This is a genomic window from Pseudomonas sp. GB2N2 (assembly GCF_054897705.1).
This window is the reverse complement of record NZ_CM142701.1, coordinates 1,577,659-1,593,109: the sequence shown is the minus strand read 5'-3', so window position 1 is coordinate 1,593,109 and position 15,451 is coordinate 1,577,659. Positions and strand designations below refer to the sequence as shown.

Below are 15,451 nucleotides of genomic sequence, written 5' to 3'. Positions count from 1 at the left end.
ATGAACAACGGACTGCTACGCTTTTCAGGCGACTTCAAATTCGCCCCCGACCGGTCCAAAAAGGTAAAACATCATGAATGCACCCCATACCGCTGGATGGCGCTTCAAACTGGGCATTGCGATCATTTGCCTGATGCTCGGCTCCTGGCTGCTAGTGCCGATCCTGGCCGTGGCGGGCGTACCGGGTTCGAGGATTGCGGCCCTGACCGGGGTGCTGTTTATCAGCAACAAGGTCTTGTTGATCCTGGTCATCGCGGTTATGGGCAAGGCTGGCTTTCAACAGTTGAAACGCAGTGTGTTTGGTTACGTTTCGTCAATGGCGCCGACCATGGATGCGGAAGTCGGGCCGATACGTCATCGAATCGGCGTGGCGATGTTTCTAGTGCCACTGGTTTCCGCGTTTCTGGAGCCTTATGTCGACAGCCTCTGGCCGGGACTTCGGCCGAATCTCTGGCAGGTGCAGGCGTTGGGCGACTTGATGCTGATCGGCAGTTTTTTTGTGTTGGGCGGGAATTTTTGGGAGAAAGTGCGGGCCTTATTCATTCGTACGGCGCGGGTGGTGAACACCAGCGCGGTGTGATTATTACCCCCACATTGACCCAATCCCACAGGCTATTTTTATGATGCGTTTTGTTCTAGCCGCTTCCGCGCTGGCCTTTTCGTTGAACGGCGCTGCCGAGCTGCGGGTTAAATCAGCTGGCGAAGTCTGCTCAATTCTTTCTGATACGCGACTGCGCGCCAGCGAGTGGACACGGAATCCGGATGGCAAGGAGGGCTGTTGGAGTCCGGCAAGATTGATAGCGCCGACCGCCAAGGACGGTAACACCCTGGCTTTTTCTGCTGAAGGGGCAAGCAGTACGCCTGAGCGGCTGAGCCTGGTGTTGAAGGTGTCTTCACCCGCCGATGACGACAGCGCCAAGCGCGAACTGGTCAAGGCCACCAAGCGGTTGTCCGTGAGAGCGTTAGGCCTGTCGATCCCGCATTCGATCGAAGAAACCATCATGAAGGGACAATCCGCGAAGTTTCAGGTCGGCGCTGGCGCGATCACGGTTGCTCGCACTACGCCGTCCAAGGGCAGTTATCAAGTGACGGTGGTTATGCAATGACTCCCGTTGTCAACGCGGCGCAGCGCTGGCTTTATTCGCAGCCACCTGAACTCGTTGAGGTCCGCTTTGCCCGTGGTCGGATCATGAACAGTGGTGCGTCATTACACACGCACTCATGGGCAGTTTGCGCGTGGTGTTAGAGCAGAAAATGATAATAAAACGCGAATAAAAGGAAAATTTATCATTTTAAACCAGGCTAAGATATACCGATATCGCGCTGAATTAGTGCAGCCAATTCAGCAGTGACGATTAAAAAAGGCCTGCAGGTAATCGCCAATGGGCAATTGTCTGTGAGGCTGTCGATTCTATACATTTATAGATTCGATATAGGTGTTCTGATGCAGTTGAAACAGTATTTTTGGAAAATATAGAGTTTACAAAAAGCGCTGGTTCCAACGGTTTGCCTATTGAAAGTGATGAAGCAGTATGACGAAGATGTAGGTGTGTATTCTGTATTAATTCATAATCGTGGAAGAAGAAAGGTGCTCGCCAGTGAACAATTAGAAGAAGTGATTGAGATAACCGTGGGGTAATAACGTTTTATGGCCTCGCAGGCCTGGTGTTTGTTACGGTATTGGGAGATACAGGGAGTACGAAATATCCCTGTCAAGATTCCCTGATCAGGATTCTGCTTTGCGTGCCGGCTTTGAAGATTGCGATGTGTTCGCCAGAGTATTCGCGATTCTTTTAATTGGTCTGATCTTGGGGGGTTCTCCGTCTCACTCTCTACTGGATTTTTACTGATTCCTTCGTAATTCCATTTACTCCACAAAATGCAGATCTGAGGCGAACAGCCACCTTCTTCCATGCGCTGCAGCTTATGAATTTTCGAGCGTTGGCACATCATCAGTTGTGCGATAGTTCGGAAGTATTTCTTAAGCATAGGCGGTTGTTTTTAGCAGGCATTTCTGGTCATGTAACAAATTTTTCTTATGAAAACATTATGAAAAATAGGTTCACTCAAGGGGCTTAGCCGCATCTTCTGATGATGTATACAGCGATTTAGTGCAACTTCAACGCTGATGTGTTCGCATTAGTTATTGAAAGACCATATTCGCCTATTGCTGCTACTGGTTATGAAATGTGACTGCCGATTAATTCCCAATAGCTAATACGTTTTAGTGTGCGGGTGAGCATCTACGGACATAAATCAGCGGCGCCCATCTGCCATCAGCTAACGGCCGGGCCAGATTATCCAAAACGAACTGCGCAGCCACGGTAGTGGGAGCTGCGCGCTGTAATAACTGCAGTATCCGCCCCGATAAAGGGCGCTGCGACTTCTTGGGCGTTGAGCACCAGGGCATATGGGTCCAACGGCGTTGCGTCGACCAAAGGTAGCTGATCGGTAATATTGAGTTCGCTCATAGGACTGAAATGTCCGTCTTCGGAAACAACGGCGGATAACATTCCTTTATCAGACTTAATATAGCCGGAGATGCGACATGATGTTGGCACTGCTTGAAAACTGAGCGCGTGATTAGTTTTCAAACAGTGCCAACAGATGGGCCAACCTGAGTGTCGTCGGGCTGATGGTGGCTAGATTTACGAGGTTCTGTAGACGATGTGCCTTCCTTTCGTGAGACCTTGGGTAATATCGGACTCTTGGTCAGGGGATGACTTCAGACGCGGCTCAGCACGCGTCTCCTTTTCGATAGGCACACAACATGCGTCAATCAGGTTCGACCTCACGCGTTCCATCATATGCAACAGCAGTTCGCTCTCTTCCTGGGAGAACCCGGCGATAGCTTCCTGGCGCGTTAACTGGCCCATGTCCCGCATGAGCTCAAGCAACGGATGGGCCTGCTCGGTGAGGAACAGCAGCGACTGACGCCGATCAGAAGGATGCCGGCGCCGGTCGATCAAACCGCGCTCAGCCATCTTGTTGAGCAAGTGCCCAAGGGTGACCGACTCCAGTTTCAATAAGTCCGCTAGGCCCTTTTGATGAATTCCTTCCCGAGTCGACAGCATCGCTAGCACTTGCCATTGAGAGCGGGTCAGGCTCACGTGGCGGGCACGCTGCTCAAAACGCTTGCGCATCAGACGGGCACTGTCATGTAGGGCGAAACCGAGCGTCAGGATGTCAGTCATGGGAAAGTCAGCACCTGTAATAGTTTTCTAACGATAGGCCTGCTGGTAATAAGCTTGCTATCTATACGAATGACAAAATAACCACAAAAAATCGATCTCATCCGGCGCTGTTACGATGATGCGGTCCGGCTTGCATCGATTTACATCGCAAACATATTGTTCACATTTTGAAAACCAGCCGCCCATGAGCGGATCTGCCTTGCCAGCATTGTCAGGTGCGTTCAAAGATAGCCGCTAGTCCTTGGCCGCCGCCAATACACATGGTCTCCAGAGCGTAACGGCCCTTGCGTCGCTCCAGTTCATGCAGCAGGGTGCTGAGCATTCGCACCCCTGTGGCGCCAATGGGGTGGCCGAGGGAAATGCCCGAACCATTGACGTTCAGCCGCTCGGGATCGTTCCAGCCCCACCCTTTGAGGACGGCCAGTGCCTGACACGCAAAGGCTTCATTGAGTTCGATCAGGTCCATCTGGTCCAGCTTCAAACCCGTCTTGAGCAGCAGCTTATTCACGGCATGGACCGGACCGATGCCCATCATTGCCGGGTGACAGCCACTGGCAGCCCATCCGCTGAGAAAACCCATGGGTTTGAGGCCCAGTTCTTCAAGTTTGTCTTCGGCGACAATCAGGCAGGCAGCGGCAGCATCGTTCTGCTGGCTGGAGTTGCCGGCGGTCACGGTGCCTTCTTTTATCAATGGGCGTAGTTTTCCCAGCGATTCCAGGCTGGAGTCGGCGCGAAATCCTTCATCCTGGCAGAACAGAATCGGATCGCCTTTACGTTGGGGCACGCTGATAGGTACCACCTCATCGGTAAATTTTCCGTCCGCCCAGGCCCTGGCTGCTCGTTGATGGCTACGTACTGAGAAGGCGTCGGCCTCTTCACGGCTGATGTGGTATTCCCGAGCCAGATTTTCAGCGGTTTCGATCATCCCGGAAATGGGGCCGAAACGCTCTTTGGGTTGCGAACGTTCACGACCTCGTTCGAGTCGGTCATGCATTTTTACGCTGCCCGACCGCGAGCCCCAACGCATGTCCGTCGAGTAGTACTCGATGTTGCTCATGCTCTCGACGCCCCCCGCCAGGACCACATCCGCAGCCCCAGTCTGGACCATCATCGCCGCGGTAATCACCGCTTGCAGGCCGCCGCCACAACGGCGATCCAGTTGCATGCCGGGGACCTCGATCGGTAACCCGGCCTGCAGCCCGATCCAGCGACCTACGCAGGGCGTTTCGCTGTTGGCATAGGATTGCGCGAACACGATGTCTTCGATGCGAGCCGGGTCCAACCCTGTGCGTTCTAGGATCGCCTTGACCACATGAGCGCCTAGCGCTTCAACGGAAACCTGCCGCAGGCTGCCGCCAAAGGTTCCGACCGGGGTGCGTAATGGAGCAACAATCGCTGCACGTCTCATAAGCTATTTCTCCAGGTGTGGCTGGGTTTTCAAAAACCGGCATCTCGTTCAAGTTGTTCGCGGAAATCGGGGTGCGCGATGTCAAGCATTTTCAAGCGACGCTGTCTGAGACTTAGGCCTCGGAGATCGGCAACACCGTATTCGGTGACAATCAGCCCCGCATCACTGCGCGGCGTACTGACCGGTCCGTTGATACGCGAGACGATGCGCGTGTTGACGCCAGCAGTTGAGGGCAGGGCGATAATAGGTAAACCCCCTCGAGAGCGTCGTGCTCCCCGTAAGAAGTCCAGTGCCCCACCCACCGCACCGACATAGACGCCGCCAGCCGTTTCCGCGTTTATCTGGCCACTGAGATCCACTTCGATGGCTGAATTCAGTGCCACGAAACGCTCCAGGCTGCCTAACACCTGCGGGTCATGCGTGTAGGCCGTCGAGCGCATCTGGATCAAGCTATTGCAGTGAGCAAAACGGTGAAGGCGGTGACTGCCCATTAGTACACCGGCAATGGTCACACCCTGGTCAATGGTCTTGCGAGCGTTATTGATAACGCCTTTTTCCATGAGCTCGACCACACCGTCGCCTATAGCGCCAGAATGCACACCGAGGTCTCGATGGCTTCCCAGGGCGCTGAGAATAGCTTCTGGAATAGCGCCGAGGCCGAATTGCAAGGTGGATCCATCTTCAATCAGAGCCGCGACATGGCTGGCAATCGCTTGCTCGATTCTGCCAGGACTGGCAGCAACGTTTTCCTGCGGTGGTCGCGAGGTTTCAACAATGCAATCAATGTCTTCTTTGTACAGATAGCGTTCGCCGTAAGTCCAGGGTGCCTGCTGATTAACCTCGGCGATGACCAGACGAGCCTGCTCAAGCGCTGGCAACAGATATTCATGGGCAAGGCTCAGACTATAACGGCCGTGCTCGTCAGGCGGTGCGAGTTGCAGCATCAGCACATCGATTTTTAGCGAACCCTCCCGAATCATTTCCGGGAACTGCGAGTAATGGCAGGGCAGGATATCCAGAACACCAGCCTTGGCGAGGGCGCGGTTCGCTCCGCCGCCGCAGTAGGAAACAAAACTGATGTGGTCTGCATGCTCGGGGCGGCACGTGTCGCTGTTGGTAAGGCCGAGCATGACCCGTATCTGCCCCATCTTAGCCCGCTGTCTCATCAATACTTGAGTCAAGGGTAGCGGCTCGGCATTTGCCTGGCCCCAAAGAACGGTATCGCCGGGCTGGATCCAGCGGGAAAGATCTAGACGCTCAAGCGATGTGTGCAGAGTCATGGCTTTATTCGTTATTATGAACTGCGTTCAGAATAACATGATGCCAAGGACACGCAGCAAGCGCTTTTTTGGCTTAAATAAAAAAGCCCTCGCACGGCGAGGGCTTCATTGTGGGGCAGCGTACGTCAGCTTATGGCAATAAATTTCTTACCGTTCTCGTACATGATCTTGCGTTGTTCATCGACGCTGCAGTTGGTCAGTGCCTCACCGATGAAGTCGGCGGGGGTCGGTACACCCTCGGCGTGCGGGTAGTCTGAACCAGTGATGATCCAATCGGCGCTGCCTGTCTGATCGATCAAACTGCGAATATTGTCTTCCGGGTAGGCGACGACACCTACGTGGCGCTTGAAGATCACGCTTGGGCGCTCTTTCAATTGCCCCGCTGGCCATAGCCCCATCTTTGCCATGCCGCGGACCTTGTCCATCTTCACCAGCATGTTTGGAACCCACTCGGCGCCGTTTTCGGCCGAAAGCAATTTGATGTTCGGGAAACGTTCGAAAAAATTCCAGAAAATGAAGTTCGAGATGGTCTCGATCACTGGGCGCTCGCTGTAGCCATGCATCCAGACGAAGGCCGACTGGCGCATCCGCGATTGCTGCATCAGCTCGCCCCAAACTGCCATGTGGTGCTTGAGGTAGATGGCTTCAGAGACGTGATAGACCACACGAACGTGGGCTTCATTGAGAATTGACCAGAAGCGGTCGTAGTAAGGGTCGGCAGGAGAGCGCCCGATTTCGTTCGGCCCCATTGGCATCAGCACCAGGCGAGCACCGTTCTTCACCACGAACTCGGCTTCTTTAATCGCCGAATCGATATCGGCCAGGGAGATCAGCGGCGCGGAATAGATTCGGTCGGAGTGATTGAATTTCCATTCGTCGAGCATCCAGCGGTTGTAGGCATGCAACACCTCGGCAGCAGGCTTCGGATCGTTCAAGTAGCTGACCGCGGCTACCATGTTGCCGCAGTACATGAAGCAGCCTTCCACGCCAAACTCGTCCATCTTTTTCAGCCGGTCTTCAGCGTTGTACATGTCCGGCGTCATGTCGACGCGCATTTCCACTTCACCATGGCCATCTTTCATGGCTCGTAACCATTCATGCAGTTTGCCTGGCGGAGGTACTTTGCCGTCTGCGGTGAAATAACCGGCGCTGACCTCCACTTTCTTCTGCCCCACGTAAAGGGCGTATTCGCCATCGGCACCGACGCGCCACTGAAAGCTCCAATCCTTTTCCAATTCCTTGGGCAGATAACGGCTCCAAGAGTCGGGTTGCTCGTAAATATGCGTATCGCCGTCGAAAATCGCGCCGTTGTACGTGCTCATCACTGATCTCCGGTTACTATTATTATGAACGCTGTTCACGCTAATGTGCGTTGGCCCATTCTTGTCAAAAGGTTCGGTATACGCAAATGTCATATCGTATTTCAATTGATTAATATCAACTTGATATGAATCTTTTGGAGGAGGTTCGGTGCGCAAGCCTGTCCCCCTCGGAGAGGTGAGCGCCTAAAGTAGGCTGCGTTCTTGTCTTTAAGGCCGCCACGCCTTGCGCTGACGTGTAGCGCTGGCAACCGCGCTTATGTTTATATTTGTGTACGGCGTTCATTTTATTATCTGTAACCAAGCTGGGTTTTAACGCATTCCTTGAGGTGTACATGGCAAAATTGCCCGATTTCCCGACTGTTGCGAAAGTCATGGTGACGCTCTTCATCGAAGGACCCGCCGAGTTCATCGACGATTTTCTGGTTTTGTGCGTACCTTCGCCGGCAATTCACTCTGGCGAGGCTGTGACGGTGGCGCTGCATTTCGACACCTTGCTTGCCAAACCTGGCTCGTTGGCGGGTGCGGGTGACGAGGCTCAACGTCATGAAGATGCTTGGCAGAGCGGCGATACCCGGTCACAAAGTCATAGTGTAAGAGCGCGAATCACCGATACGAGTGCGCCGATCGGCAAGCGTCGGCAATTGGAAATCGATTTCAGAATGGAGGTTGATCTTCAACCCGCCACGGTAAAATCTGCTGAACTGTTCTTGATTCGCCTGCTGAAAAACCACTTTCACAATGGCGCCATTGCGGCCAGTTGGCGGGCCGATCTCAGCGATGGAGCGGTTTGGTATGGAGACACACAGTTTGCCTACAACCTATTGCAGCCAGGGGTTGCCGGCTTGCACCCGGACGTTCACGCCGGTCTGGTCGTGCACTTCTCGGACCAGCGCTGGCGCCATGTCTGATATTTTCCGAACCCTTACTGGCAGGTGTGGATGATGGAATTGCGACAGCTCAGACACTTCATCGTAGTAGCCGAAGAGTTGCATTTTGGGCGAGCAGCCACCCGGCTTGGAATGGCCCAACCGCCACTTAGTCAATCCATTCAACGGCTGGAAGAGTCACTTGATGCGCGCTTGCTAGACCGCACCAGCCGACAAGTCAGCCTGACGCCTGCAGGCAAGGTATTGCAGCGCGAGGCCGCTACCATCATTGCTCAAGTTGATTTTGCCGAACAGGCCGTGCGCCGCCAGGCGCGGGGGGAGTTGAGCCGGATGCGAATCGCTTTCTCTCCGATGAGTGCGATGCGAATTTTGCCGGCAGCGGTCAAGGTATTCAACGAGCGTTGGCCCAATATTGAAGTTCAGCTCGATGAACAACTCAGTTTCCAGCAGGTCGACGGGCTGCGTAACGGTAGCCTGGACATCGGTATCCTCAACCGCAACATGGTCAATACCGACGGTCTGGATGTCAGAGTGATTGAGTACTCTCGGGTCATTGTGGCGGTGCCGGCCATGTGGAAACTGGGTGACGAAAATGGAACCCTGCGACTTGCGGATCTCGCTGGCCATTCGTTTGTCCTATCGCCGCAGCACCTGACGCCCCACTTTCATTCGGCACTCGAGTCCGCTTGTCGAAAAGTCGGGTTTTCGCCCAAACGCATTCAACAAGTCGCGCAGCCCTACAGCATGTTTAATCTGGTGGCTAACGAGCTGGGGGTCGGTTTCGTGCAGGACACTGCGCGGCATCTGCCGATCGAGGGTGTGCGATTTCTTACGGTGCGAGATCTGCCTGATTCGATGCATGGCGAAGCCGCTGTTGCATGGGTTCCACGGGCATTGACACCGGCGTTGCGTGGCATGATCAGTCTCATCGAACGAATTGCTGCTCGAGAGGGCGATGCACAGAGCAAAGGGGCAGGCGATAACTCAGTGTGAGTGTATGATGCCGCCCCTGCGCAACGCAGCAATTTCTTGTTCGCGGTAGCCCAAGGCCTTCAATATCTTCACGTTGTCCTCACCCAATCGAGGCACGCGCAGATCAGGCGTCCCGGGTTCTTCTTGGAATTTGAGTGGTGTACCGACGTGCTCACGCCCTTGATCATCCACCAGCAGCATCTGTCGTGCTTCTGTCTGGGGGTGCCTGAGCGCATCTCCTAAAGAGAGTACGGGCGCAGCACTGACGCCGCGCGTTTCCAGCCAGGAGAGCCAATAGGCCTGAGTGTGTTTGCTGAAAGTCTCGGCAAGAAATGCATGGACGGGACCCTGATCACTACCCGCAGGTCCCGTGGCGACTTCAATCAGATCCGCACGCCCCAGTGGCGTCAGCAGGTTTTCGCAGAACAGTCGTTCCCGACCGCCCAGGCAAAGCCATAAGTTATCGGCGGTACGATAAGCACTACACATCGCCAGGGCGTGCTCAGCGTTATTGGTTTGTGTGCGAGGGCGAAAGGGCTGCGCCGGCAACAGGCAGTCACGCATCGCAATGTCGATGCGTTCGCCGCGGCCGTTGCTGCGAACACCGAGCAATGCCATGAGTATCGCAGCCAAACCGTTCAACGCCCCCGCCAGGGCTGCAGTTGGCAGGCAGTCGGCGACCGGCGTTCCATCCTCGGCGAGGGGCAGGGAGCCGCCATAAGCCTGAACCACGCTGTCATGGGCAGGGGTGTCGCACAAAGGGCCGGTCTGGCCAAAAGCGCTCAATGAGCAGTAGATCAGTCGCGGGTTTCGCTCGTGCAGTACCTCGTAACTCAAGCCAAGACGATCGGCCACGCCAGGGCGAAAAGATTCAACCAACACGTCGGCCTGTTCAACCAGGCTGTAGAGGATTTCCTTGGCGGCAGAGCGCTTAAGGTTCAGAGACAAGCTGGATTTGCCCCGGTTACAGCCGGCGAAAAATCCCAGGGTCGCGGCTGCCATGTCAGGGTTGTCGCGGTGCTCATGTTGTCGGGTCGGATCGCCACTGGGAGATTCGATCTTGATCACCTCGGCGCCATGATCCGCCATCATCGCGGTCAAGACTGATCCGGGCATGAACTGTGTCAGGTCCAAGACTTTTACGCCGTTAAGTTTCATCGGAACTCCTACTGGGAGAGGGCTTCTTCATCGCGCTTTCCAGGTCGTGCCACCCTTCAGCTTGCTGGCCGCCAAGGCTTTCTTCTCCAAAATTTGGGCATTGGCCAAAGAGCTGCGTGCACCATCGTCGAGGACGCGTTTGACCGTACCCACCAGCTGCGAGTCATGGGCGGCAATGCACTCCGCAAGGCTCTGGACGTATTCGAGTAAGGTCTCAGGCGCTTGCAGTTCGTTGACGAGCCCGATGCGCAAGGCCGTTTCGGCGTCGATTGGCTGGCCGGTAAGGCTCAGTTGTTTGCCCCAGCGCACGCCCACAGTGAAGGGCAGGCGAGACGTCGCGCCACTTCCCGACAGTGCACCGATTTTGGTATGGGTGTCGGCGAAGCAGGCAAGGGTCGAGGCAATGATGAAATCGCACCCCAGCGCCAGTTCCAAGCCCCCGGTCATGGCCGGCCCGTTCACGGCGGCGATAATCGGCTTGCTCATGTTAGGCACCAGGTCGAGCAGAGCCGCCACTTCGCTGCGAGGTGCATCGGGTGCTGAAAAGTCCTTGAGATCCAGCCCGGCGCAAAATGCCGGTTCACTCCCGGTCAAGGTTGCCACGTGCAACTCAGGATCATTCTCGAAAGCTGTCAGTGCCAGAGTCAGGGCCCTGGCCAGTTCCAAATTGAGTGCGTTACGCGCGGCCGGGCGATTTAGGGTCAGTGCCAGCACGCCCTTACTTCTGGATTGGAGCAGCACGCCAGTCGTCATACAGACTGCCTGCCTACCAATGCCAGTTTGTTCAGGCGGCGCATGGCTTGGGTTGCGTCGTCGATCATTTCGTCGAAAATGAGTTCGACCGGTTTGATGGCGTCGGCAAAAACTACTGCGGGTCCGTAATCCAGCATGCCAGTGCTGCTGTCGCCGGAGGCGTAGGCCTGGGTGGCGAGGGAGCCCACCACGTGCGGACGGTACTGCTCGAAGTCAATGACGTTTGCCTCATCCAGCTCAATCACCGCACGGGCGCTGTCGTTGTGCAATACCCGGTGGTGGTCTCGAATGGCTTTCTTTACCACCACGCTTTCGCTGCCATCACCGCGTACTACCAACTGTTTGTAGTTCTCATGAATGTTCAATTCTTCGGCCACCAGCATGCGCGAGCCCATGATCACTGCGTCGGCCCCCATGGCAAGGGTTGCCGCCAGTTGCTTGCCGGTGCCAATACCGCCGCCGATGATCACCGGCAGATCGATGACGGAGGGGCCATGCGCGCCCTGGACCATGCTACTGATGCCGAATATCCCGGGATGGCCGCCGCAGTCATTGCCGACAATAATCACGGCATCGACGCCAAACCGGGCAGCGGTATGCGCATACTTCACTGCGGGTACCTTATGCAGCACCTTGATGCCGGCTTCTTTAAGTCGCGCAACGATGGATTCCGGGCTGGCCCCAGCGGTTTCCACGCACATCACTTCTTCTTCAATAAGGATCTGTAACTGGCGATCCAACCGCTCGGCACCCCCCGTCTGGCGGGAAATGTAGAGGTTGACGCCAAAAGGCATTCCGCCGGTCAATGACTTGCAGGCCCGCAGTTGATCGCGAAATTCGTCTGGGTCGGGAAAGCCGGCTGCGACGATAAAACCCATGCCGCCAGCCCTGACGACAGCCGCCACGTAGCGGGCGTCGGACACCTTGGGCCCCATGCCACCGCACAGAATCGGATGGCGAATACCTAGCATTTCGGTTATCCGAGTCTTGAAAAGAGCTTCACGCATTGAGAGTCACCGAGTTATCGAGGCTCAAAGCCTTTGGTTGGGTTTACCAGCCTGTCAGCCACTTCGGGCAGGACAGTGTGGGTGTTATAAAAGTGACCGCGCCCGCTGGCGAGCAATTGACCCATGGCATCGCTGATGTGTGCTTCGGCACAATTGAGACGATTACCGCGATGCACAATCCTCCCTACAACCTGCAATTCACCCAGGCTCGCGGCATGGTGGAAGTCAGTGTGGAGTGACACTGTAGAAACGCCGAAGCCGGTGCGGGCCATGACCGTATAACCGCATGCGACATCTATCAGGCTGCCGAGAATGCCGCCGTGCACTCGCTGCAAAATCGCAGTGCCGATGAATTCAGCGCGCCCACCGACCCGCAGCACGACCGACCCGGCGTCGACACTCAGCACCTGAACACCGAGCCAGGCGTTGAAGGGGTTGCGGTTGCTTACGGCCTGTAATTCCGCAACCGTCATATGGAAATCGCTCGTGTCAGACATCGTTTACATCCCCGGTGCCAGGCTCAGATATCGGTGTTGAGCGGCTTGTGCATGTACTTGAACGTGCCGCTGGCGGTGGCAATCAATTGGCCCTCAAGGTCATGTAAGTCACCTTCGCAAAAGGCCAGAGACCGAGTCGAGTGGCGCAAGCGTCCGCTGGCTCGCAGGGTTGCGCCGACCGCACCGCCGGGGCGGATGAAGTTGCATTTCATCTCCACCGTGACACTGGAGCGATCCTGTTCATCGCCATGGCGGGCGGCGCTGGCCATGGCCATGTCCAGCAGGGTCATGATTAGCCCGCCATGGGCCTGCATGCCGCCATTCATATGTTCGCGCTCGAGGTTAACCACCATGGCCGCGCCTTCATCTCGGCGCTCGACCATGACCCTCAAGTGATCAAGGAACGGCACTTCCATGCGGTATTCGGAATAGGGGACCAATTGAACCGCTTCTTGTTTTATCGTCATGGTCCCGTCCTCAGCGATGGGTGAACACAGCAGGGCGCTTCTCGCTGAATGCGGCCATGCCTTCTTTCTGATCTTCGGTGCCGAAGGTGACATAGGCCATGCGGCGCTCGTACATCACACCTTCTGTCAGAGAGCTTTCGAATGCACGGTTGATGCACTCCTTGGCAATCATCGAGACCGGCAGCGAGAAGCTGGCGATTTTCTTCGCCAGCACCAGCGCTTCGTCCAACAGTTCATCAACCGGCAGCACTCGGCTGACCAATCCGCAATGTTCGGCTTCATCGGCGAGCATCGGACGGCCACTTAGAATCATTTCCATGGCCTTGGATTTGCCAATTGCGCGCGTCAGGCGCTGAGTACCGCCGGCGCCGGGGATGGTCGCGAGGGTGATTTCCGGCAGTGCGAAGCGTGCGTTGTCCGCAGCCAGGATGATGTCGCACATCATTGCCAGCTCGCAGCCGCCCCCCAATGCCAGGCCAGCCACCGCCGCCACGATCGGCTTGCGACAGCGCGTCGCGCGCTCCCAATTGGCGGAGATGAACTGGCGTTTGAACACGTCCATCATGTCCCACTCACGCATCATCTTGATGTCCGCCCCGGCGGCGAATGCCTTGTTACTGCCGGTGATGACAATCGCGCCGATAGCGTCGTCTGCTTCGAAGGCATCAAGCACCAGCGTCAACTCGTCCATCAACTGATCGTTGAGGGCATTGTAGGCTTCAGGTCTGTTCAAGCGGATCAGGCCTACCCGGTCGTGCACATCAAGGATCAGGGTGTGCGGGGTCATGTCTTGATAACTCATGTCGCGCTCCAGGTTTCTACAGAGGCCACAGGGGCGGCCGTCGATGGTGTTCACATGTTCGGATAGTTAGGACCGCCGGCCCCTTCAGGCACCCACCAGGTGATGTTCTGCGAGGGGTCTTTGATGTCGCAGGTTTTGCAGTGCACGCAGTTCTGCGCGTTGATCTGGAAGCGCCTCTCGCCGTCTTCCTTGGTCACCACTTCGTACACGCCGGCCGGGCAATAGCGCTGGGCAGGTTCATCGTACAGCGGCAGGTTCTTGCTGATCGGGATGCTCGGGTCGGTCAGCTTCAGGTGGCACGGCTGCTCTTCTTCGTGGTTGGTCCCAGAGATAAACACCGAGCTGAGTTTGTCGAAGCTGAGCTTGCCGTCCGGTTTCGGGTAGGCAATCGGCGTCGAGTCCGCTGCCAGCTTCATGCAGGTGTAGTCCGGCTTGGTGTCGTGCAGGGTGAACGGGATCTTGCCGCCGAACAGGTTCTGATCGATGAAGTTGAATGCGCCACCAAGGAGCGGGCCGAACTTGTGCAGGGCAGGCCCAAAGTTGCGGCTAGCGAACAGCTCTTCATACAGCCAGCTCGACTTGAAGGCGTCGACGTATTTGTTCAGCACATCGCCGCCGTCCTGGCCCTCGAACAGCGCGTCAGCCACGGCATCAGCTGCGAGCATGCCGGACTTCATCGCGGTGTGGCTGCCCTTGATCTTGGCGAAGTTCAGGGTGCCGAGGTCGCAACCGATCAGCGCTCCGCCCGGGAAGACCATTTTCGGCAACGAATTCAAGCCGCCTTTGCAGATCGCGCGGGCTCCGTAGCTGATGCGCTTGCCGCCTTCCAGGTACTGCTTGAGCACCGGATGATGCTTGAGGCGTTGGAATTCGTCGAACGGCGATAGGTAGGCGTTGGCGTACGACAGATCGACGATCAGACCCACCACTACCTGATTGTTTTCCAGGTGATACAGGAAGGAGCCGCCAGTATTCTCGGTGCCCACTACGTTAAGCGGCCAGCCAGCAGTGTGCACCACCAGCCCTTGCTCGTGTTTGGCCGGATCAACTTCCCAGATTTCTTTCAAACCGATTCCGTAATGCTGAGCGTCGGCTTCGGTGTCGAGGTTGAAACGCTTGAGCAATTGCTTGCCGACATGACCACGGCAGCCTTCGGCGAACAGCGTGTATTTGCCGCGCAGTTCCATGCCGGGGGTGTAAAGGCCTTCTTTCGGATGGCCTTCGCGGTCGACGCCCAGATCACCGGTGATGATCCCGCGGACTACGCCGCTCTCGTCAAACAGCGCTTCCTGTGCGGTGAAGCCGGGGTATATCTCGACGCCCAGATTCTCCGCCTGCTGCGCCAACCAGCGGCACAGGTTGCCCAAAGAGATAATATAGTTGCCTTCATTGTGCATGGTCTTGGGCACGAATACGCCCGGCACTTTGCTGGCGCCGTCCGCACTTCTGAGCACATAGATGTCATCGCGCTTGACGGGGGTGTTCAGTGGCGCCCCGAGTTCTTTCCAATCAGGGAACAGCTCGTTCAGGGCGCGCGGTTCGAACACGGCACCCGACAGAATGTGAGCACCGACTTCGGAGCCTTTTTCCACCACGCAGACGCTGATTTCCTGGCCCGCGTCTGCAGCTTTCTGCTTCAGGCGGCAGGCGGCGGAAAGACCCGCGGGGCCGGCACCGACGATCACCACGTCGAATTCCATGTAT

Annotated in this window: 15 protein-coding genes; 4 read left to right on the top strand and 11 right to left on the bottom strand. The window is 56.3% G+C overall.

Annotated elements, in window-relative coordinates; translation table 11 throughout:
- Window positions 1-73: 73 nt before the first annotated feature.
- Together ACYZT4_RS07330 and ACYZT4_RS07325 are read left to right on the top strand one after the other, a co-directional pair.
- Window positions 74-580 carry a transporter suffix domain-containing protein gene (locus ACYZT4_RS07330; RefSeq protein ID WP_461986506.1) on the top strand — a complete coding sequence of 169 codons (507 nt, stop codon included), beginning with the start codon at window positions 74-76 and terminating at the stop codon, window positions 578-580.
- A 40-nt stretch (window positions 581-620) separates the two neighbouring features.
- Window positions 621-1,106, top strand: coding sequence for a hypothetical protein (locus tag ACYZT4_RS07325; protein ID WP_461986505.1), 486 nt, complete (start codon window positions 621-623; stop codon window positions 1,104-1,106).
- A 1,542-nt stretch (window positions 1,107-2,648) separates the two neighbouring features.
- Here the strand turns inward: ACYZT4_RS07325 and ACYZT4_RS07320 are convergent.
- The 4 genes from ACYZT4_RS07320 to ACYZT4_RS07305 form a co-directional block, all read right to left on the bottom strand.
- Window positions 2,649-3,194, bottom strand: coding sequence for a MarR family winged helix-turn-helix transcriptional regulator (locus tag ACYZT4_RS07320; RefSeq protein ID WP_461986504.1), 546 nt, complete (start codon window positions 3,192-3,194; stop codon window positions 2,649-2,651).
- 211 nt (window positions 3,195-3,405) lie between these two features.
- Entirely contained in the window at window positions 3,406-4,602 is a 1,197-nt protein-coding gene (locus ACYZT4_RS07315; protein ID WP_461986502.1) for an acetyl-CoA C-acetyltransferase, read from the bottom strand.
- Between the two features lie 29 nt (window positions 4,603-4,631).
- Window positions 4,632-5,882 (bottom strand): acetyl-CoA hydrolase/transferase family protein, encoded by a 1,251-nt coding sequence (locus tag ACYZT4_RS07310; RefSeq protein WP_461986500.1) that lies wholly within the window; start codon window positions 5,880-5,882, stop codon window positions 4,632-4,634.
- A 125-nt stretch (window positions 5,883-6,007) separates the two neighbouring features.
- Entirely contained in the window at window positions 6,008-7,360 is a 1,353-nt protein-coding gene (locus ACYZT4_RS07305) for an amidohydrolase family protein (protein ID WP_461986498.1), read from the bottom strand.
- 176 nt (window positions 7,361-7,536) lie between these two features.
- Here ACYZT4_RS07305 and ACYZT4_RS07300 point away from each other — a divergent pair, with 176 nt between their 5' ends.
- Together ACYZT4_RS07300 and ACYZT4_RS07295 are read left to right on the top strand one after the other, a co-directional pair.
- Window positions 7,537-8,112 (top strand): hypothetical protein, encoded by a 576-nt coding sequence (locus ACYZT4_RS07300; RefSeq protein ID WP_461986496.1) that lies wholly within the window; start codon window positions 7,537-7,539, stop codon window positions 8,110-8,112.
- 30 nt (window positions 8,113-8,142) lie between these two features.
- On the top strand, window positions 8,143-9,084 hold the full coding sequence (locus ACYZT4_RS07295; RefSeq protein WP_461986494.1) for a LysR substrate-binding domain-containing protein: 942 nt from the start codon (window positions 8,143-8,145) through the stop codon (window positions 9,082-9,084).
- Here ACYZT4_RS07295 and ACYZT4_RS07290 read toward each other — a convergent pair.
- From ACYZT4_RS07290 to ACYZT4_RS07260, 7 genes are all read right to left on the bottom strand, one after another.
- The gene (locus tag ACYZT4_RS07290; protein WP_461986492.1) at window positions 9,076-10,221 is read right to left on the bottom strand and encodes a CaiB/BaiF CoA transferase family protein; all 1,146 of its coding nucleotides are present in this window, start codon (window positions 10,219-10,221) and stop codon (window positions 9,076-9,078) included. The two genes, ACYZT4_RS07295 and ACYZT4_RS07290, sit on opposite strands and share 9 nt — an antisense overlap.
- Window positions 10,222-10,248: 27 nt before the next feature.
- Window positions 10,249-10,935: an enoyl-CoA hydratase-related protein gene (locus tag ACYZT4_RS07285; RefSeq protein WP_461986491.1), complete on the bottom strand. Its 687-nt coding sequence runs from the start codon at window positions 10,933-10,935 to the stop codon at window positions 10,249-10,251.
- Window positions 10,936-10,970: 35 nt separating this feature from the next.
- On the bottom strand, window positions 10,971-11,981 hold the full coding sequence (locus ACYZT4_RS07280; RefSeq protein ID WP_461986489.1) for an NAD(P)H-dependent flavin oxidoreductase: 1,011 nt from the start codon (window positions 11,979-11,981) through the stop codon (window positions 10,971-10,973).
- A gap of 14 nt (window positions 11,982-11,995) precedes the next feature.
- Window positions 11,996-12,478 carry a PaaI family thioesterase gene (locus ACYZT4_RS07275; RefSeq protein ID WP_461986487.1) on the bottom strand — a complete coding sequence of 161 codons (483 nt, stop codon included), beginning with the start codon at window positions 12,476-12,478 and terminating at the stop codon, window positions 11,996-11,998.
- A gap of 23 nt (window positions 12,479-12,501) precedes the next feature.
- Window positions 12,502-12,945 (bottom strand): PaaI family thioesterase, encoded by a 444-nt coding sequence (locus ACYZT4_RS07270; protein ID WP_461986485.1) that lies wholly within the window; start codon window positions 12,943-12,945, stop codon window positions 12,502-12,504.
- Window positions 12,946-12,955: 10 nt separating this feature from the next.
- Window positions 12,956-13,732, bottom strand: a complete 777-nt coding sequence (locus tag ACYZT4_RS07265) for an enoyl-CoA hydratase (protein ID WP_461988583.1) — start codon at window positions 13,730-13,732, stop codon at window positions 12,956-12,958.
- A gap of 65 nt (window positions 13,733-13,797) precedes the next feature.
- Complete coding sequence (locus tag ACYZT4_RS07260) at window positions 13,798-15,447, bottom strand: electron transfer flavoprotein-ubiquinone oxidoreductase (protein WP_461988582.1); 1,650 nt, start codon at window positions 15,445-15,447, stop codon at window positions 13,798-13,800.
- Window positions 15,448-15,451: the final 4 nt, after the last annotated feature.

Coding starts and splice junctions, on each gene's coding strand:
- ACYZT4_RS07300 (WP_461986496.1), top strand. CDS start 7,537: ATGGCAAAATTGCCCGATTTCCCGACTGTTGCGAAAGTCATGGTGACG.
- ACYZT4_RS07290 (WP_461986492.1), bottom strand. CDS start 10,221: ATGAAACTTAACGGCGTAAAAGTCTTGGACCTGACACAGTTCATGCCC.
- ACYZT4_RS07320 (WP_461986504.1), bottom strand. CDS start 3,194: ATGACTGACATCCTGACGCTCGGTTTCGCCCTACATGACAGTGCCCGT.
- ACYZT4_RS07270 (WP_461986485.1), bottom strand. CDS start 12,945: ATGACGATAAAACAAGAAGCGGTTCAATTGGTCCCCTATTCCGAATAC.
- ACYZT4_RS07325 (WP_461986505.1), top strand. CDS start 621: ATGATGCGTTTTGTTCTAGCCGCTTCCGCGCTGGCCTTTTCGTTGAAC.
- ACYZT4_RS07260 (WP_461988582.1), bottom strand. CDS start 15,447: ATGGAATTCGACGTGGTGATCGTCGGTGCCGGCCCCGCGGGTCTTTCC.
- ACYZT4_RS07315 (WP_461986502.1), bottom strand. CDS start 4,602: ATGAGACGTGCAGCGATTGTTGCTCCATTACGCACCCCGGTCGGAACC.
- ACYZT4_RS07330 (WP_461986506.1), top strand. CDS start 74: ATGAATGCACCCCATACCGCTGGATGGCGCTTCAAACTGGGCATTGCG.
- ACYZT4_RS07310 (WP_461986500.1), bottom strand. CDS start 5,882: ATGACTCTGCACACATCGCTTGAGCGTCTAGATCTTTCCCGCTGGATC.
- ACYZT4_RS07275 (WP_461986487.1), bottom strand. CDS start 12,478: ATGTCTGACACGAGCGATTTCCATATGACGGTTGCGGAATTACAGGCC.
- ACYZT4_RS07265 (WP_461988583.1), bottom strand. CDS start 13,732: ATGACCCCGCACACCCTGATCCTTGATGTGCACGACCGGGTAGGCCTG.
- ACYZT4_RS07280 (WP_461986489.1), bottom strand. CDS start 11,981: ATGCGTGAAGCTCTTTTCAAGACTCGGATAACCGAAATGCTAGGTATT.
- ACYZT4_RS07295 (WP_461986494.1), top strand. CDS start 8,143: ATGATGGAATTGCGACAGCTCAGACACTTCATCGTAGTAGCCGAAGAG.